Here is a 15,115-nt window from a genome sequence, read left to right as displayed (position 1 = left end):
TTAAGATTACACCGTCCTGTTAACGTCGCCCTCAACTGACGCGCATTCATTCGGAGGGCAATGTGGTCACGCTGCGTATGCGAGTGAACGGCGTAACCCGTTCGCTCGAACTCGAACCATGGGTCAGCCTGCTCGACGCGCTCCGCGAGCGCCTCGGCCTGACCGGCACGAAGAAGGGCTGCGACCAGGGCGCCTGCGGCGCCTGCACGGTGCTGGTCGACGGCGAGCGGATCAACTCCTGCCTGGCCCTCGCGGTGCAGTACGAGGACCGCGACATCACCACCATCGAGGGGATCACGCACCCGATCCAGCGGGCGTTCATCGAGCACGATGGCTTCCAGTGCGGTTACTGCACCTCCGGCCAGATCTGCTCGGCGATCGGCATGCTGGCCGAGCACGGGGCGGGGATGCCCAGCGCGGTCACCGAGCCCGGCGCCACCGGGCTGTCGGAGGCCGAGATCAGGGAGCGCATGAGCGGCAACCTGTGCCGCTGCGGCGCGTACAACGGGATCGTCGACGCCATCAAGGAGGTCGCGCGATGAAGCCGTTCGCGTACGTCAGCGCGCCCGACGTGGCCACGGCCGTCCGCGCGATCTCGACGGAGCCCAACGCGAAGTTCCTCGGCGGCGGGACGAACCTCGTCGACCTGATGCGCGAGGACATCGAGCGGCCCGACACGGTGGTCGACATCACCCGGCTGCCGCTGACCGAGATCGAGGAGCTGCCCGGCGGCGGCGTGCGCGTCGGGGCGCTGGTGCGCAACAGCCACCTGGCCGCCCACCGGCTGATCAGGACCCGCTATCCGATGCTGTCGCAGGCGCTGCTCGCGGGCGCGTCGGCGCAGCTGCGCAACATGGCCACGGTGGGCGGCAACCTGCTGCAGCGCACCCGGTGCCCCTACTTCTACGACGGCGCGTCGGCCTGCAACAAGCGCGCGCCCGGCAGCGGCTGCGACGCGATCGGCGGCTTCAACCGCAACCACGCGATCCTCGGCACGAGCGACGACTGCATCGCCACGCACCCCTCGGACATGTGCGTCGCGCTCGCCGCGCTCGACGCCACCGTGGAGGTGGAGAGCGTACGCGGCCTGCGTCGCGTGCCGCTGGCCGACTTCCACCGGCTGCCCGGCGGCACACCGCACCTGGAGACGACCCTGGAGCCCGACGAGCTGATCACCGCGGTCGAGGTGCCGGCGCTGACGGCGCCCTCCTGCTATCGCAAGGTGCGCGACCGGGCCTCGTACGCGTTCGCCCTGGTGTCGGTAGCCGCGGCGCTGGAGGTCACGGACGGGGTCGTGTCGGAGGTACGGCTGGCGCTCGGCGGCGTGGCGGCCAAGCCGTGGCGGGCCCACCAGGCCGAGGCGGCCCTGCTCGGCGCCCCGGCCACGGAGGAGTCGTTCCGCCGGGCGGCCGAGGCGGAGCTGGAGCCGGCGGTCGGCCGGCCGGACAACACCTTCAAGATCGAGCTGGCCCAACGGACGATCGTGGCGACGCTGCGGCGGCTCAGCGACGGGAGCCTGGCATGACCACCACCACCACCGAGACGCAGAGCCCGCCGCGCGAGCGGGCCGTGGGCCGGGGCATCGACCGGGTCGACGGCCCGGAGAAGACGACGGGCGAGGCCCGGTTCGCGGCCGAGTTCCCGTACCCGGACCTCGCCTACGCCGCCCTGGTGCACGCGACGGTCGCGCGCGGCCGGATCACCGGCATCGACGTCAAGGCGGCCGAGGCGGTGGCGGGCGTCCTGTCGGTGCTCACCCATCTGAACGCGCCCGTGCTGAAGCCGGCGCCCGCGCGGAGCATGCTCGACCTGAGCACGATGGTCTCCGCGACGTCGGTCAACTACCTCAACACCGACGAAGTGCACTGGAACGGTCAGCCGGTGGCGGTCGTCGTCGCGGAGAGTCTGGAGGCGGCGCGGCACGGCGCGAGCCTGGTCGAGGTGACCTACCAGGAGTTCCCTGCCGCGGTGGACTTCGCCGCGGAGGAGGCGAACGCCAAGCCGCAGCAGAACAGCCTGCTGGGCTCGGGCAGCGGCAAGAAGGGCGACGCGGAGGCGGCCCTGGCGGTGGCCCCGGTGTCGGTGGACCTGCGCTTCACCACCCCGCCCCACAACCACAACGCGATCGAGCCGCACGCGACCACGGCCGTCTGGGACGGCGACCGGCTGACCGTTCACGAGGGCAGCCAGGCCATCTCCTGGATGCGCAAGCACCTCGCGGTCAGGTTCGGCATCCCCGAGCGGAACGTACGCATGACCGCCCCCTACGTCGGCGGCGGCTTCGGCGGCAAGGGCTCGGTCTGGCCGGGCACGATCCTGACCGCGCTGGCCGCCCGGGCGACCGGCAGAGCGGTGCGGATGATGCTGACCAGGGAGGGCGTCTACCGCACGGTCGGCGGGCGCACCCCCTCGACCCAGCGCGTCGCGCTCGGCGCCGGCCAGGACGGCAGGCTGACCGCGCTGATCCACACCAGCGTCACCAGATCCGGGAAGGTGGGCGGCGGTCCCGAGCAGGTGACCGGGGCGTCCCGGCACCTCTACGACGCCGAGAACATCCTCGTTGATCAGAAGCTCGTCGAGATGGACCTGATCCCCAACACCTTCATGCGCGCGCCCGGCGAGTCCATCGGCACGTTCGCGCTGGAGGCGGCGATCGACGAGCTGGCCGGCGAGCTCGGCGTCGACCCGATCGAACTGCGGATGCGCAACGAGCCGGAGCGCGACCCGCTCGACGGCAAGCCCTTCGCGCATCGGAAGCTGCGCGAGGCGTACGCGCTGGGCGCCGAGCGGTTCGGCTGGGCCGAGCGCACGCCGGAGCCCGGCTCGATGCGCGACGGCAGGTGGCTCGTCGGTATGGGGGTGGCCACGGCCTTCCACCCGTCGGTGCAGTTCACGGCCAACGTCACCGTGCGGCTCTCGGCTGATGGGACGGTCGTGGTGCGTTGCGGCTTCCACGAGATGGGCATGGGCGGCGCGACCGCGCAGGCGCAGATCGCCGCCGACGAGCTGGGCGTGCCGTTCGAGGCGGTTCGGGTGGAGTACGGCGATACAGACCTGCCGACCGGGCCCATGGCGGGCGGCTCCGCGCAGACCGCGAGCGTCGCGGCCAGCCTGCTGTCGGCCTGCGAGAAGCTGAAGGGGTCGGTGCTGGCCCTGGCCCGGCGCTCCGGCGACTCGCCGTTGCGCGGGCAGCGGCTCGCCGGGGTCGAGGCCAGGGACGGCGGGCTCTACCGGCGCGACCGGCCGGAGGCCGGCGAGAGCTACGAGGTCATCCTGTCCAGGGCGGGCCGGCCGTCCGTCGAGGCGGCGATCGGCGCCGAATCGGGCCTCGGCGCGGTGGCCGGGCAGATCAGGTTCATGGCGAAGTTCCTCAACGACCGGCGGCGCTGGGTCAAGGCCGCGTCCGGCGCCCAGTTCTGCGAGGTACGCGTCCATCAGGACACCGGCGAAGTGCGGGTGTCACGCTGGCTCGGCGTGTTCGACGTCGGCCGGGTGATCAACGCGAAGACGGCGGCCAGCCAGCTCCGGGGCGGCATCGTGATGGGGATCGGCATGGCGCTGTCGGAGGAGACGCTCGTCGACCCGCGCAACGGGCGCGTCATGAACCCGGGTCTGGGCGACTACCACATCCCGGTGCACGCCGACATCCCGCCGATCGACATCGTCTACCTGGACGAGCCGGACCCGACCATGCCTTTGGGCCTGATCGGCATCGGCGAGGTGAGCATCACGGGCGTCGCCGGGGCCATCGCCAGCGCCGTCCACCACGCCACCGGCAAGCGCGTCCGCGATCTGCCGATCACGCTCGACAAACTGCTCTGACCACCGGCGGCCCACCATCGCGTCACGCGCCCCTCTTCGCGAAAGCTTCACGCGTCCCTCTTCGCGAAAAGGGCCACGCCGGTGGCGAGGGCGAGCACCAGCCACGCGGCGAGGGTGACCGCTCCCTGAGCAGGGGTGAGGTCCTCCGGCAGCGCGGGCGCGAGCTCGTACATGCGCGTCCCGGCGTGGCTGGGCAGATAGCGCGTGAGCGTGGTCACGCCCGCCAGGACCGGCGGCAGGACGAGTACGAGTGCCAGCGTGGCGACCAGAGCCCCGATCAGGTCGCGGACGAGGGCGGCGACCGCGTAGCCGAGCAGGCCGATCAGCACGAGGTAGGCGCCCGCGCCGGCCAGGGCGCCGACGTGCTCGCCGGTCCAGCTCATGCCCGGTGCGAGCCGGGCCGCCAGCAGCGACAGAGCGAGGGTCAGCAGCGCGGTCGGGGCCGCGATCAGCACGTAAGCGGCCGCCTTCCCGGCCATGAGCAGCGTACGGCCTGGGGCCGCGGTCAAGGTGGCGCGGATCTGGCTGCCGCCGTACTCGGTGGCGACGGCCAGGATGCCGAGCAGGATGAACCCGATCTGCCCGTACTCCACGACACGCAGTGCGGCCTCGGCGGCGGAGGCCGAGCCGCCGAGCTGTTGCCGTCCAGTGGCGAAGGCGACGGCGAGCGTGGTCGCGCCGGCCACGGTCACGGCGATGGTGATCAGCGTCGCGGGCAGGGTGCGGAGCTTGATCAGCTCCGCCGCGACGACGTTCCGGAGGTCGTTGGTCATGACGGCCATCTCCTCAACCGTCCCGCCGGGCGAACACGCGCGCGGCGATGGCCAGCAGCCCGGCGGCCCAGGCGGTCATGACGAGTCCGCCGGGCAGCGGATCGAGCATCCCTTCCGTACGCTGGAACACCCCGATCATCCCCGCGCCGGCCACGTCGGGCAGGTAGTTCGCCAGCGGGGTCAGCTTGGTCAGCATGAAGGTGACCGACACCAGCGTGAGGTTGGCGATGAACGCGATCAGCGGCACGACGCCGCTGCGGGTCAGCACCGTGACGGCGAAGGCGATCACCGATATGAGCACCCAGTACGCGACGCCACCCGCGGTCCGCCAGCCGAGCGCCGCCACCACCGCGCCCGGTGCGTTGCCGTGCGCGCCGAGCAGGAGCTGCGACAGCGCGATCGTGGCGGGGATCGTGACGACCGCGAGCCCGCCGGAGACGAGGATCAGCACGATCGTCTTCGCCGCGAGCAGTACGCCGCGCCTTGGGACGCACGTGAGGCTGGCCAGGATCTGCCTGCCGCCGCCGGCGTCCTTGCGGTTGGCGGCGTACTCACTGCTGATGATGACGACGCCGAGCACGATCGTGCCGATGGCGCCCATCGGGATGAGGTCGAAGCCGACCTCCATCGTGGTGGTGTAGGCGGACTCACCGCGGTCGAGCTGATCTCGCAGGGAATTGGCGGCCATGGCGGCGAAGCCGAGTGTGGACAGCGCGCCGAGCGCGAGTGCGAACAGGGCCGAGGGCAGGGTGAGCAGCTTCCTGAGCTCGGCGGCGATGGCGTTGCCCAGGGTCACGGCCTGCTCCGGACGTCACGGGAAGGGTGGGCCGGATCGGTCAAGGCGAAGAACGCCTCCTCCAGTGAGGCGTACCCGGTGGTGACCTCGGCGAGCGGGCCCTGGGCGACGATCCTGCCCGCGCTGATCACCACCAGATCGTCGGCGGTCTCCGCCATCTCGCTCATCAGGTGGCTGGAGACGAGCACAGTACGCCCGGCCTTCGCGTACTCCTTCAGCAGCCGCCTGATCCAGCGGATGCCGTCCGGGTCGAGGCCGTTGACCGGCTCGTCGAAGACCAGCACCTCCGGCTCGCCGAGCAGCGCCGCGGCCACACCGAGCCGCTGCCCCATGCCGAGTGAGAACGTGCCGACCCGCTTGCCGGCGACGTCCGCCAGCCCGGTCTCCGCCAGCACCTCGCGCACCCGCGCCTTCGAGATCCCGTTGCTGCGGGCCACCCACGACAGGTGAGCCCGAGCGGTCCTGGACCGATGCGCGCCGCTCCCCTCAAGCAGCGACCCGACCGTGCGCAGCGGGTTGTGGAGCTTCTGGTACGGCCGGCCGCCGATCAGCGCGGTGCCCGAGTCGGCGCGGTCCAGGCCGAGCAGGATGCGCAACGTGGACGACTTCCCGGCGCCGTTCGGGCCGAGGAACCCGGTCACGCGGCCCGGGGCGGCGGTGAAACCGGCGTCGTCCACGGCCAGTCGCGCCCCGTGGCGTTTGGTGAGGCCAACGATCTCGATCATGGCGCCCAGGGTTCCAAGCGGACCGCGCCTGACGCATCGGCCAAAGGTTGACATCCGGCCGTCAGCCGAGGCTCTCCACGTAGCCGGAGTCGTAGGCGAGGATGACGAGCTGGGTTCGGTCCCTGACGCCGAGCTTGAGGAACAGCCGGCTCAGGTAGGTCTTGACCGTGGCCCGGCTGAGGAAGAGCGCGGCCGCGATCTCCTCGTTGGACATGCCCTGGACGATGGCCGCCACGACGTCCCGCTCCCGCTCGGTCAGCGCTGCGAACGGGGAGGGGCCCGGCCGCGGGCGGTTCCTGCCCAGGGCGTACTGCGCGATCATGCGCCTGGTCACCTCGGGGGCGAGCATGGCGTTGCCGTCATGGACGGTCCGGATCGCCCGGAGAATGTCCTCCGGCGCGGCGTTCTTCAACAGGAAGCCGGAGGCGCCCGCGCGCAGCGCCTCGTAGACGTACTCGTCGAGGTCGAACGTCGTCAGGATGACGACCTTGGCCGCCGGGTGCCTCTCGCAGATCACGCGCGTCGCCGCCAGACCGTCCATGACCGGCATGCGGATGTCCATGAGGACGACGCCGGGCAGGAGCCGCCCCGCCGCCTCGACCGCCTCCCGCCCGTCACGCGCCTCACCGGCGGTGATCAGCCCCGGGTCGCTGTCCACGAGTTCGCGCAGCGAGGCCCGCAGCAGATCCTCGTCCTCGGCGATCAGCACCCCGATCCGCCCGTCCGCCCGCTCACTCACCCGCCCGGTGGAACGCTCACCCAAACGCTCACCCATCCGCCACCGCCGCAGCCGCCGTCACCGGGATGCTCGCGCGCAGCTCGAACCCGCCGCCCGGGCACGGCCCGGCGGCGAAGCGGCCGCCGAGCAGTTCGACCCGCTCCCGCAGGCCGATCAGTCCGTAGCCGTGCTCCTCCGGTGGCGTCCGCGGCTCCCCGCCGTCATCCGCGACGGTGACCACGACCTCGTCACCAAGGCCGCGGACGGTCACGGCGCAACGCGTCCCGGGCGCGTGCCGGACCGCGTTCGTCAGCCCTTCCTGCACGACGCGGTACACGGCCAGGCCGATACCCGGCGGCAGGGCGTCGGCATCCGTCACCGTCATGCTCACCGCGATGCCGCCGCCCCTGGCGCGCTCGGCCAGGGCGGGCAGGCCCCCGGCACCCGGCTGGGGATGACGCTCGGCGCCCTCCTCGCCGACGCGGACGGCCGCCAGCGTGGTACGCAACTCATCCAGCGCGTCGCGGCTGACCACCTCTATCTGCTCCAGCCGCTCCCGCATCCGGCCCGGGTCGTCGGCGCTCACTCGTGTCGCGACCCCTGCGGTCACCGCGATCGTGCCCAGCGAGTGTGAGACGACGTCGTGCAGTTCGCGTACCACGCGCAGCCGCTCGGCCACCACCGCCGCCTGCCGTTCGGCCCGCGCCGCGTGCTCGGCCTCCAGCTTCGCCCGGCGCGTCGTACCGCCCAGCACCCAGGCCCCGCCCAGCGCGAGCAGGCTCAGCAGCGGATACCGCAGCCCGCCCTGCGCGGTGCCCAACAGGGCGATCGCCACGACGCCGAGGCCGATCGACGCCTTCACGACGGACAGCGATCTGGGCGTGCCCCGCGTCACCGCCACGGGATAGAGCGTCCACGCCGCGCCGAGGAACGGATCGCCGGACGCCTCCACGGCGAGACCGGCGAGGGTGACCGCGGTGACGACGCCGAACGCGACGAACGGCCAGGACGAGCGCAGCAGCATGCCGCCGATCAGCAACGCGACCAGCCCGCCCGACGCGGACGGCCCGAACCGGCCGGTCAAGGGCAGCCAGAACGCCAGGACGCACACCATCGCCGCACTGGCGTCCAGCCCGGCGGAGCCCCACCGTCGCCGAGACGGGGACGAGCGGTCGACCATCCGCTCACCCTAGCCCGGCGTGTGAGCGACGGTCCGTCGTGGCTGGGTCCCTTGGAGGGGATACCCCCTCCGGGAGAGCGAAAGAGGCCGGCCGGTCGTGGCCGGGGTCCCTTCGGGGAGGTACCCCCTCCGAGGGAACGAAAGAAACCGACCGATCGCGGCCGAGGTCCCGTCGAGGAGACGCCCCCTCCGGGGAGCCGAGGAAGCTGCCCCGGAGGGAATGGAAGTCACTGACCGGCCAGGCCGGTGTGGGCGACTCCTCTGATGATCTGGCGCTGGAAGAGGACGAAGACCACCAGCAGCGGCAGCCCGGCGAGCACCACACTGGCCATGATCTGCGCGTACCGGAGCCCGAACGTGCCCTGCACGACGTTCGCCAGCCCGACCGGGAGCGTCATCGTGTTGGGGTCCGTCGAGACCAGGAACGGCCAGAGGAAGTTGTTCCACGTCGTGATGAACGTGAAGATCGACACGGCCGCGAGCACCGGGCGCGACAGCGGCAGGACGATGGTGAAGAACACCCGCCAGCGCCCGGCCCCGTCCACGAAGGCCGCCTGCTCCAGCTCAAGCGGCACGTCCTGGAAGAACTTGTAGAGGATGTACACGATCAGCGGCGCCGCCACCTGCGGCAGGATGATCGACCACCAGGTGTCGACCAGCCCGAGCGAGACCATCTCGGCGAACAACGGCGCCATGAGCACCTGCGGCGGCACCATGATCCCGGCCAGGATGACCGCCAGGAGCACCCGCTGGCCGCGGAACTGCGTGCGCGCGAAGCCGTACGCGGCCATCGCCGAGAACAGCACGGTCATGAAGGTGACGACGACCGCGGTGACCGTCGAGTTGATCGCCCACTTGACGATGCCGCCGGTCGCCAGCACCAGCCGGTAGGCGTCCAGGGTGAGCTCGCTGCCGAACCACTGGAGCGGCAGCTTGGTGGTCTCGCTCTCGGGCTTCAGCGAGGTGGCGAGGGCCCAGGCGAGGGGTGCGAGCCAGACGATGGCGAGCGCCGCCGCGACCACCAGCAGGATGATCTGGGAGGGGCTGAACCGCTTGGTCATGACAGGGCCTCCTCGCGCTTGCGGAGCAGCCGGAGCTGGCCCAGCGACACGATGACGATCAGGACGAAGAGGATGTAGGTGATGGCCGACGCGTAGCCGATGCGGTAGCCGGAGAAGCCGACCTCGTAGGCGTACTCGATGATCGGCCGGGTGGCCTCCTCGGGGCCGCCGTTCGTCATCAGGTAGATCTGGTCGAAGACCTTCAGCGACGCGAGGAGCTGCAGGATCACGATGAGCCCGGTCGTCCGGCCGAGCAGCGGCAACGTGATCGAGCGCAGCTTGGTCCAGGCCGTCGCGCCGTCGATCGCGGCGGCGTCGTACAGGTGCTGGGGGATCGACTGCAGGGCGGCGAGGTAGAGCAGGAAGTTGAAGCCGACCGTCCACCAGACGGTGGTCAGCACCATCGACCACATCGCCACGCTCGGGTCGCCCAGCCAGAGGACGTCGGTGCCCAGGGTGCCGTTGAGCAGGCCGTACTCGGGCGGGTAGATCATCTGCAGCCAGAGCACCGCGACCACGGCCGACGGCAGCAGGAACGGCCCGAAGAACGACAGCCGCCACAGCCACTGCAGGAAGCGCAGGTTGTGCACCAGCAGGGCGAATCCCAGGCCGAGCAGCACCAGCGGGATCGTGCTCAGCACGGTGAACACCACGGTGTTCCACAGCGAGTGCCACATCCTGGGGTCGGCGAACGCCTCGGCGTAGTTGGCGAACCCGACGAATTCGTTGTTGCCGCCCGCGATGTTGACACTCGACAGGCTCATCCGCAGGCCGAGCAGGGTCGGCCACACCAGGAAGGCGGCATAGATCACCAGGAAGGGCGCGACGAACAGCAGTCCGTGCTGGGTCCAGCGGCGCCGTACCTGGACGTGGGCGGCGGGAGCGGTGGCGGCGGGGGCGGCGACGGTGGTGGCCATCATCCCTCCTTGGCGGGGAAGGGGTTGGGGGCTGACATGAGCCGGCGCAGCGCCTGCTTGGCCGTCTCCAGGCCCTGCTCGGGCGTCCGCGCCCCGCTGATGACCGGCGAGAACGCGCCACCGAACTCGATCCACAACCGTGAGGCGGATCCGGCGAACCACACCTTCGGGTCCAGGGCCACCTCGGTGATCACCGAGCGGTACTCCGACTGCGGCTGCAGCGCCAGGTAGGCGGGCTCCTCAAGCGCGGGCAGGTAGGCGGGCACGTGCCCGGCCACCGCCCAGTCGGCACTGTGCTTGACCAGGTAGGCGATGAACCGGTAGGTCGCCGCCTCGGTCTCCGGGTCCCGGCTGCGCTGGTGCGGCAGCACGAACGAGTGGCAGTCTGCCTGGGCCGCGCCGCTGCCGAAGACGCTCGGGAAGCGGGCCATGCTGAACGGCGTCTTGCGTTCCTTCAGCCCGGTCGTCTCCCAGTCGCCGTTCCACAGGAAGGCCGCCAGGCCGTTGGTGAAGGCGGCCACGGACGCGCCGTAGTCGGTCTCGGGGTTGCAGAGCCCCTCCTGGCCGAGTTGGCGCATGAACCGCAGCGCGGCCAGCGCCTTGGTGTCGTCGAGGGTGATCCGGGTGCCGTCGTCCGACACCAGCGTGCCGCCGCTCTGCGCGTACAGCGACTCCCACACCCGCCACGGGCCCACCGTGCCGAGGCCGAGCGCGTCGAAGACGAGCGGCGGCTTGCCGCCGAGTGCGTCCTTGGCCTTGCGCAGCATGGCCAGCAGTTCGTCGGTCCCGGTGGTCGGCTTCAGCTTGCCGTCGTCGCCGAGCAGGCCGGCCCGGCGGGAGAGGTCGGTGTTGTAGTACTGGACCATGGGATGGGCGTCGAACGGCACGGCGTACAGCTCGCCGTTGACGTGGGCGCGTTCCCAGATGGGCGGGCTGAAGTCGGCGGCCCGCAGGCCGTTCTTGGCGAGCAGGTCGACGTCGATCGGGTCGAGTATCCGGCCGGCGCCGATCCCGGACAGGCGGGCCAGGTGGAACGTGGCCAGGTCGGGCGAGCGCCCGCCCGCTCCGGCCATCGCGACCTTCGTGTAGTACGGCTCGCCCCACGCGAGCACGTTCTCCTCGACGAAGACGTCGGGATTGGCCTTGGCGAACGCGCCGACCATCCGGTTCATGATGATGCCGTCGCTCGCGCCGAGGAAGTGCCAGTAGCGGACCCGCCGCTGGGCCGAGCCCAGGCCGACGGGGATGGCGCAGCCGGCCGCGCCGGCACCGAGAAGAGCGAGGCCGCCACCGAGGAGGTGGCGGCGGGAGACGGACGAGGGACCTTCCATGAGCGGCCTCTTTTCGGGTTACCCGAGTGTTTGCGGTAACACGTGAGCTGTCAAGAGCCTTGACCGGACCTATGAGAGCGCTAACAATCTAGGCATCACTTTCGAGGAGTCTGCACAGTGCACGAAGCACATCTCACGATCGACCCCGCCTTCCGCGTTGCCCCGGTACGCCGCCGCACCTTCGGCACGTTCGTCGAGCACCTGGGCCGGTGCGTCTACACCGGCATCTACGAGCCGGGCCACCCGACGGCCGACGAGGACGGCTTCCGCCGGGACGTGCTCGACCTGACCCGCGAGCTGGGCGTGTCCACGGTCCGCTATCCGGGCGGCAACTTCGTCTCCGGCTACCGCTGGGAGGACGGCATCGGGCCGGTCGCCGAGCGGCCCCGGCGGCTCGACCTGGCCTGGCACAGCACCGAGACCAACGAGGTCGGGGTGGATGAGTTCGTCCGTTGGTGCCGCAAGGCCGGGGTGGAGCCGATGATGGCGCTCAACCTCGGCACGCGCGGCATCGCCGAGGCCCTTGACCTGCTCGAATACTGCAACCACCCGTCCGGCACCACACTGTCGGACCTGCGGATCGCCAACGGCGCCAAGGAGCCGCACGGCATCCACATGTGGTGCCTGGGCAACGAGATGGACGGCACGTGGCAGACCGGCCACAAGACCGCCCGCGAGTACGGCCGGCTGGCCGCCGAGACCGCCCGCGCCATGCGCATGGTGGACGGCGACCTGGAGCTGGTCGCCTGCGGCAGCTCGGCCTCGTCGATGCCGACCTTCGGCGCGTGGGAGGCCACGGTGCTGGAGGAGACCTATGACGTGGTCGACTACGTCTCCTGCCACGCCTACTACGAGGAGAAGGACGGCGATCTGGCGAGCTTCCTGGCCTGCTCGACCGACATGGAGTACTTCATCCAGTCGGTCGTGTCCACCGCCGACAGCGTCGGAGCCCGGCTGAAGTCGCGCAAGAAGATCAACCTCTCGTTCGACGAGTGGAACGTCTGGTACCTGTCCCGCTTCCAGGCCGCCGAGCCCCCGCGTGACTGGCCGGTCGCGCCCCCGCTGCTGGAGGACCACTACCACCTGGCGGACGCGGTGGCCTTCGGCGGCCTGCTGATCACCCTGCTGCGCAACAGCGACCGGGTGACCTCCGCCTCGCTGGCCCAGCTGGTCAACGTGATCGCGCCGATCATGACCTCACCCGGTGGATCGGCGTGGAAGCAGACCACCTTCCACCCCTTCGCGCAGGCGTCCCGCCTGGCCGCCGGCGACGTGCTCCGCGTCGAGGCGACCTCCCCGAGCCACGACACCAAGGAGTATGGGGAGGTGCCGCTGCTGCACGCCGTCGCCACGCACTCCGGCGACGAGACCGTGATCTTCGCCGTCAACCGCTCGACCGACGAGCCGCTCTCCCTGGAGATCGACGCGCGGTCGCTGGGCGACGTCCGCGTCGTCGAGGCCACCACGCTGTCGGGCCCCGACGTCTACGCGCGCAACACGGCCGAGGCGCCGGACACGGTCGCTCCTCGGACCAACCCGGACGTCCAGCACGATCCCCTGCGCGTGCTGCTGCCTCCTGTGTCCTGGAACGTGATCCGCCTCGGCTGATCACCTCGTACGGCTGGCGCCCGTGCTCTCTCTGACCACGAGCTCGGGCTCCACCAGCCGCTGGGTCTCCCGCTTCGTGCCGGCCATCTGGTCGAGCAGCAGGTGGAAGGCGTTGCGACCGACCTCGCCGAAGTCCTGCCGGACCGTGGTCAGCGGGGGCCAGAAGTAGGCCGCTTCGGGGATGTCGTCGAAGCCGACCACGCTCACCTCCTCCGGCACCCGGCGCCCGGCCTCGCGCATCGCCCTGAGGACGCCCAGCGCCATCTGGTCGTTGCCCGCGAAGACGGCCGTGACCGACGGGTCGGCGGCCAGCCACCGGCCGTGCTGGTAGCCCGAGCGCGAGCTCCAGTCGCCGCGTAACAGCTCGGGCACCGGCCGGCCCTCGGCCTCCAGGGCTCCTCGCCAGCCCTCGATCCGGCCGCTGGCGTCGATCCAGTCGACCGGCCCGCTCAGGTGCCAGACCGTCTCGTGGCCGAGGCTCAGCAGGTGGCGGGTCGCCCGCGCGGCGCCCGCCCGCTGGTCGACCATGACCACCGGCACCGGGACCTCCTTGCCCGCGTCGACGGCGACCACCGGCAGGTCGGGCGGCAGGTAACGCAGGCCGTCGACCGCCGACTCGTGGGGCGCGACGATGACCACGCCGTCGACGGACTGGGACCGGAGGCGGTGCACGCCCTCCTCGATCGACTTGCGGTTGAGCAGGCTCAGGCTGGCGATGCTCACGGTGTAGCCGCTCAGCCGGGCCGCCTGCTCGATGCAGTAGAGGGTCGAGGCCGGACCGTACAGGGTGGTGTCGATGCTGACCACGCCGAGCACGCCCGAGCGGCCCGTGACCAGCTGGCGAGCAGCCGAGTTGGGCCAGTAGTCCAGCTCGCGCACGGCGGCCAGCACGCGCTCCCTGGTCTCGGCGCGGACCCGGTCGGGCGCGTTGAGCACCCGCGAGACCGTCATCGCCGAGACGCCGGCCAGCGCGGCCACATCGCCGAGCACGGCGGGCCTGGTGCGCGGTTTGCCGTCCGATCCCCCAGCCATGCGGATCACCACCTCCGCGATAACGCTAACAGGCAGGTCGCGCAGGTGTGGATCGCTGACCGCAGTGTGGACGCGCGAACGGGGGCGCGGCACCGGATGGCCGCTGCTGGAGCGGGCCCCGAGTCGTCCGGCACTTGACACCCCCTTCCTGGAAATGGTCTGCTAGCGCTGATTCGGAATGGCATTCCACAATACGGAATAGAAAGAGGTGCACGTGAAGGCCCTGGTGTTCACCGGTCCGAGCGTCGTTGAGCTGCGCGAGGTGGCCGAGCCCGTGGTCGGCGCCGGCGAGGTGCTCGTCCACGTGGCCGCGTCCGGCATCTGCGGCAGCGAGTTGCACGGCGTCAGGACACCGGGCTTCCGGGTACCGCCCCTCATCATGGGACACGAGTTCACCGGTCACACCGACGACGGACAGGCCGTCATCGTCAATCCCATCCTGGCCTGCGGCACGTGCGACCTGTGCGCTCAAGGGCAGCCCAACATCTGCCGCGACCGGAAGATCCTCGGCATCCACCGGCCCGGCGGCTTCGCCGAACGCGTCGCGGTACCCACCGCCGCCGTCATCCCCCTGCCTGACGGCGTCGGCCGCACCGCCGCCGCGCTCGTCGAGCCCGCCGCCAACGCGGTGCACGCCTGGCGCCTGGCCGGCCACCCCGCCGGGGCGCGCGTCGGCGTCATCGGCGCCGGCGCCATCGGGCTCACCTGCCTGCACACCGCCCTCGCCGGCAAGGCCGCGTCCGTCCATGTCGCCGACCGCTCGCCCGAACGCCTGGCCATCGCCGCGCGGCTCGGCGCCACCACCGGCCCCGAGCTGACCGGCGAGTACGACGTCATCTTCGACGCCGTCGGCGCCGCCGCCACGCATGAGCAGTCCCTCACCCACCTGCGCCCCGGCGGCGTGACGGTATGGCTCGGCCTGGCCGCCGCCGACCCCGGCTTCGACGCCACCGACCTCGTACGCACCGAGAAGCGCGTCCTCGGCTCCTTCGCCTACACGGGCGCCGACTTCACCGCCGCCATCGACCTGGTCGGCGGATGGGACCTCAGCTGGACCGACGCCTACCCCCTCGACCAGGGCGCCGACATCTTCACGACCCTGATGAACGGCCACACCACCCCGGTCAAAGCCCTCCTGATCCCCTGAGAGGT

General features: G+C 71.3%; 14 protein-coding genes. 5 read left to right on the top strand and 9 right to left on the bottom strand.

Translation table 11 applies throughout. The annotated features are described in order from the left end of the window. The first annotated feature begins 77 nt into the window (after nt 1-77). From ACQP2T_RS02570 to ACQP2T_RS02560, 3 genes are read left to right on the top strand one after another with little or no spacing between them, the layout of a single operon-like run. Nucleotides 78-542, top strand: coding sequence for a (2Fe-2S)-binding protein (locus tag ACQP2T_RS02570; RefSeq protein ID WP_433519700.1), 465 nt, complete (start codon nt 78-80; stop codon nt 540-542). Further along, nucleotides 539-1,525, top strand: coding sequence for an FAD binding domain-containing protein (locus ACQP2T_RS02565; protein ID WP_433514583.1), 987 nt, complete (start codon nt 539-541; stop codon nt 1,523-1,525). Before ACQP2T_RS02570 ends, ACQP2T_RS02565 begins: the two co-directional genes overlap by 4 nt. Then, on the top strand, nt 1,522-3,822 hold the full coding sequence (locus ACQP2T_RS02560) for a xanthine dehydrogenase family protein molybdopterin-binding subunit (RefSeq protein ID WP_433514582.1): 2,301 nt from the start codon (nt 1,522-1,524) through the stop codon (nt 3,820-3,822). Before ACQP2T_RS02565 ends, ACQP2T_RS02560 begins: the two co-directional genes overlap by 4 nt. Before the next feature lie 47 nt (nt 3,823-3,869). On the opposite strand, the gene ACQP2T_RS02555 is transcribed toward ACQP2T_RS02560, so the two are convergent. From ACQP2T_RS02555 to ACQP2T_RS02520, 8 genes are all read right to left on the bottom strand, one after another. Continuing rightward, nucleotides 3,870-4,595 carry an ABC transporter permease gene (locus ACQP2T_RS02555; RefSeq protein WP_433514581.1) on the bottom strand — a complete coding sequence of 242 codons (726 nt, stop codon included), beginning with the start codon at nt 4,593-4,595 and terminating at the stop codon, nt 3,870-3,872. A 13-nt stretch (nt 4,596-4,608) separates the two neighbouring features. Beyond that, nucleotides 4,609-5,391: an ABC transporter permease gene (locus ACQP2T_RS02550; RefSeq protein ID WP_433514580.1), complete on the bottom strand. Its 783-nt coding sequence runs from the start codon at nt 5,389-5,391 to the stop codon at nt 4,609-4,611. Then, the gene (locus ACQP2T_RS02545) at nt 5,388-6,116 is read right to left on the bottom strand and encodes an ABC transporter ATP-binding protein (RefSeq protein WP_433514579.1); all 729 of its coding nucleotides are present in this window, start codon (nt 6,114-6,116) and stop codon (nt 5,388-5,390) included. The genes ACQP2T_RS02550 and ACQP2T_RS02545 overlap by 4 nt, the downstream gene beginning before the upstream one ends. Before the next feature lie 61 nt (nt 6,117-6,177). Then, complete coding sequence (locus tag ACQP2T_RS02540; protein WP_433514578.1) at nt 6,178-6,879, bottom strand: response regulator; 702 nt, start codon at nt 6,877-6,879, stop codon at nt 6,178-6,180. Between the two features lie 4 nt (nt 6,880-6,883). Further along, complete coding sequence (locus tag ACQP2T_RS02535; RefSeq protein WP_433514577.1) at nt 6,884-8,014, bottom strand: sensor histidine kinase; 1,131 nt, start codon at nt 8,012-8,014, stop codon at nt 6,884-6,886. Between the two features lie 227 nt (nt 8,015-8,241). Continuing rightward, on the bottom strand, nt 8,242-9,075 hold the full coding sequence (locus ACQP2T_RS02530; protein ID WP_433514576.1) for a carbohydrate ABC transporter permease: 834 nt from the start codon (nt 9,073-9,075) through the stop codon (nt 8,242-8,244). Then, on the bottom strand, nt 9,072-9,992 hold the full coding sequence (locus ACQP2T_RS02525) for a carbohydrate ABC transporter permease (protein WP_433519699.1): 921 nt from the start codon (nt 9,990-9,992) through the stop codon (nt 9,072-9,074). The genes ACQP2T_RS02530 and ACQP2T_RS02525 overlap by 4 nt, the downstream gene beginning before the upstream one ends. Then, complete coding sequence (locus ACQP2T_RS02520) at nt 9,992-11,323, bottom strand: extracellular solute-binding protein (RefSeq protein WP_433514575.1); 1,332 nt, start codon at nt 11,321-11,323, stop codon at nt 9,992-9,994. Before ACQP2T_RS02520 ends, ACQP2T_RS02525 begins: the two co-directional genes overlap by 1 nt. Nucleotides 11,324-11,440: 117 nt before the next feature. Between ACQP2T_RS02520 and ACQP2T_RS02515 the strand changes: the two genes are divergently transcribed. Continuing rightward, nucleotides 11,441-12,931 (top strand): alpha-N-arabinofuranosidase, encoded by a 1,491-nt coding sequence (locus ACQP2T_RS02515; protein WP_433514574.1) that lies wholly within the window; start codon nt 11,441-11,443, stop codon nt 12,929-12,931. On the opposite strand, the gene ACQP2T_RS02510 is transcribed toward ACQP2T_RS02515, so the two are convergent. Continuing rightward, entirely contained in the window at nt 12,932-13,963 is a 1,032-nt protein-coding gene (locus ACQP2T_RS02510) for a LacI family DNA-binding transcriptional regulator (RefSeq protein ID WP_433514573.1), read from the bottom strand. It lies immediately after the preceding gene. A gap of 214 nt (nt 13,964-14,177) precedes the next feature. Here ACQP2T_RS02510 and ACQP2T_RS02505 point away from each other — a divergent pair, with 214 nt between their 5' ends. Then, complete coding sequence (locus ACQP2T_RS02505) at nt 14,178-15,110, top strand: alcohol dehydrogenase catalytic domain-containing protein (protein ID WP_433514572.1); 933 nt, start codon at nt 14,178-14,180, stop codon at nt 15,108-15,110. Nucleotides 15,111-15,115: the final 5 nt, after the last annotated feature.

Source organism: Nonomuraea sp. CA-143628 (assembly GCF_050942315.1).
In the GTDB taxonomy this organism is placed as follows: Bacteria; Actinomycetota; Actinomycetes; order Streptosporangiales; family Streptosporangiaceae; genus Nonomuraea.
The sequence above is the reverse complement of the archived record's forward strand: the minus strand, read 5'-3'. Positions and strand labels throughout refer to the sequence as shown.

Excerpts from the sequence above, each read along its gene's own strand:
- ACQP2T_RS02570 (WP_433519700.1), top strand. The coding sequence starts at position 78 with ATGCGAGTGAACGGCGTAACCCGTTCGCTCGAACTCGAACCATGGGTC.
- ACQP2T_RS02565 (WP_433514583.1), top strand. The coding sequence starts at position 539 with ATGAAGCCGTTCGCGTACGTCAGCGCGCCCGACGTGGCCACGGCCGTC.
- ACQP2T_RS02560 (WP_433514582.1), top strand. The coding sequence starts at position 1,522 with ATGACCACCACCACCACCGAGACGCAGAGCCCGCCGCGCGAGCGGGCC.
- ACQP2T_RS02555 (WP_433514581.1), bottom strand. The coding sequence starts at position 4,595 with ATGACCAACGACCTCCGGAACGTCGTCGCGGCGGAGCTGATCAAGCTC.
- ACQP2T_RS02545 (WP_433514579.1), bottom strand. The coding sequence starts at position 6,116 with ATGATCGAGATCGTTGGCCTCACCAAACGCCACGGGGCGCGACTGGCC.
- ACQP2T_RS02535 (WP_433514577.1), bottom strand. The coding sequence starts at position 8,014 with ATGGTCGACCGCTCGTCCCCGTCTCGGCGACGGTGGGGCTCCGCCGGG.
- ACQP2T_RS02530 (WP_433514576.1), bottom strand. The coding sequence starts at position 9,075 with ATGACCAAGCGGTTCAGCCCCTCCCAGATCATCCTGCTGGTGGTCGCG.
- ACQP2T_RS02525 (WP_433519699.1), bottom strand. The coding sequence starts at position 9,992 with ATGGCCACCACCGTCGCCGCCCCCGCCGCCACCGCTCCCGCCGCCCAC.
- ACQP2T_RS02520 (WP_433514575.1), bottom strand. The coding sequence starts at position 11,323 with ATGGAAGGTCCCTCGTCCGTCTCCCGCCGCCACCTCCTCGGTGGCGGC.
- ACQP2T_RS02510 (WP_433514573.1), bottom strand. The coding sequence starts at position 13,963 with ATGGCTGGGGGATCGGACGGCAAACCGCGCACCAGGCCCGCCGTGCTC.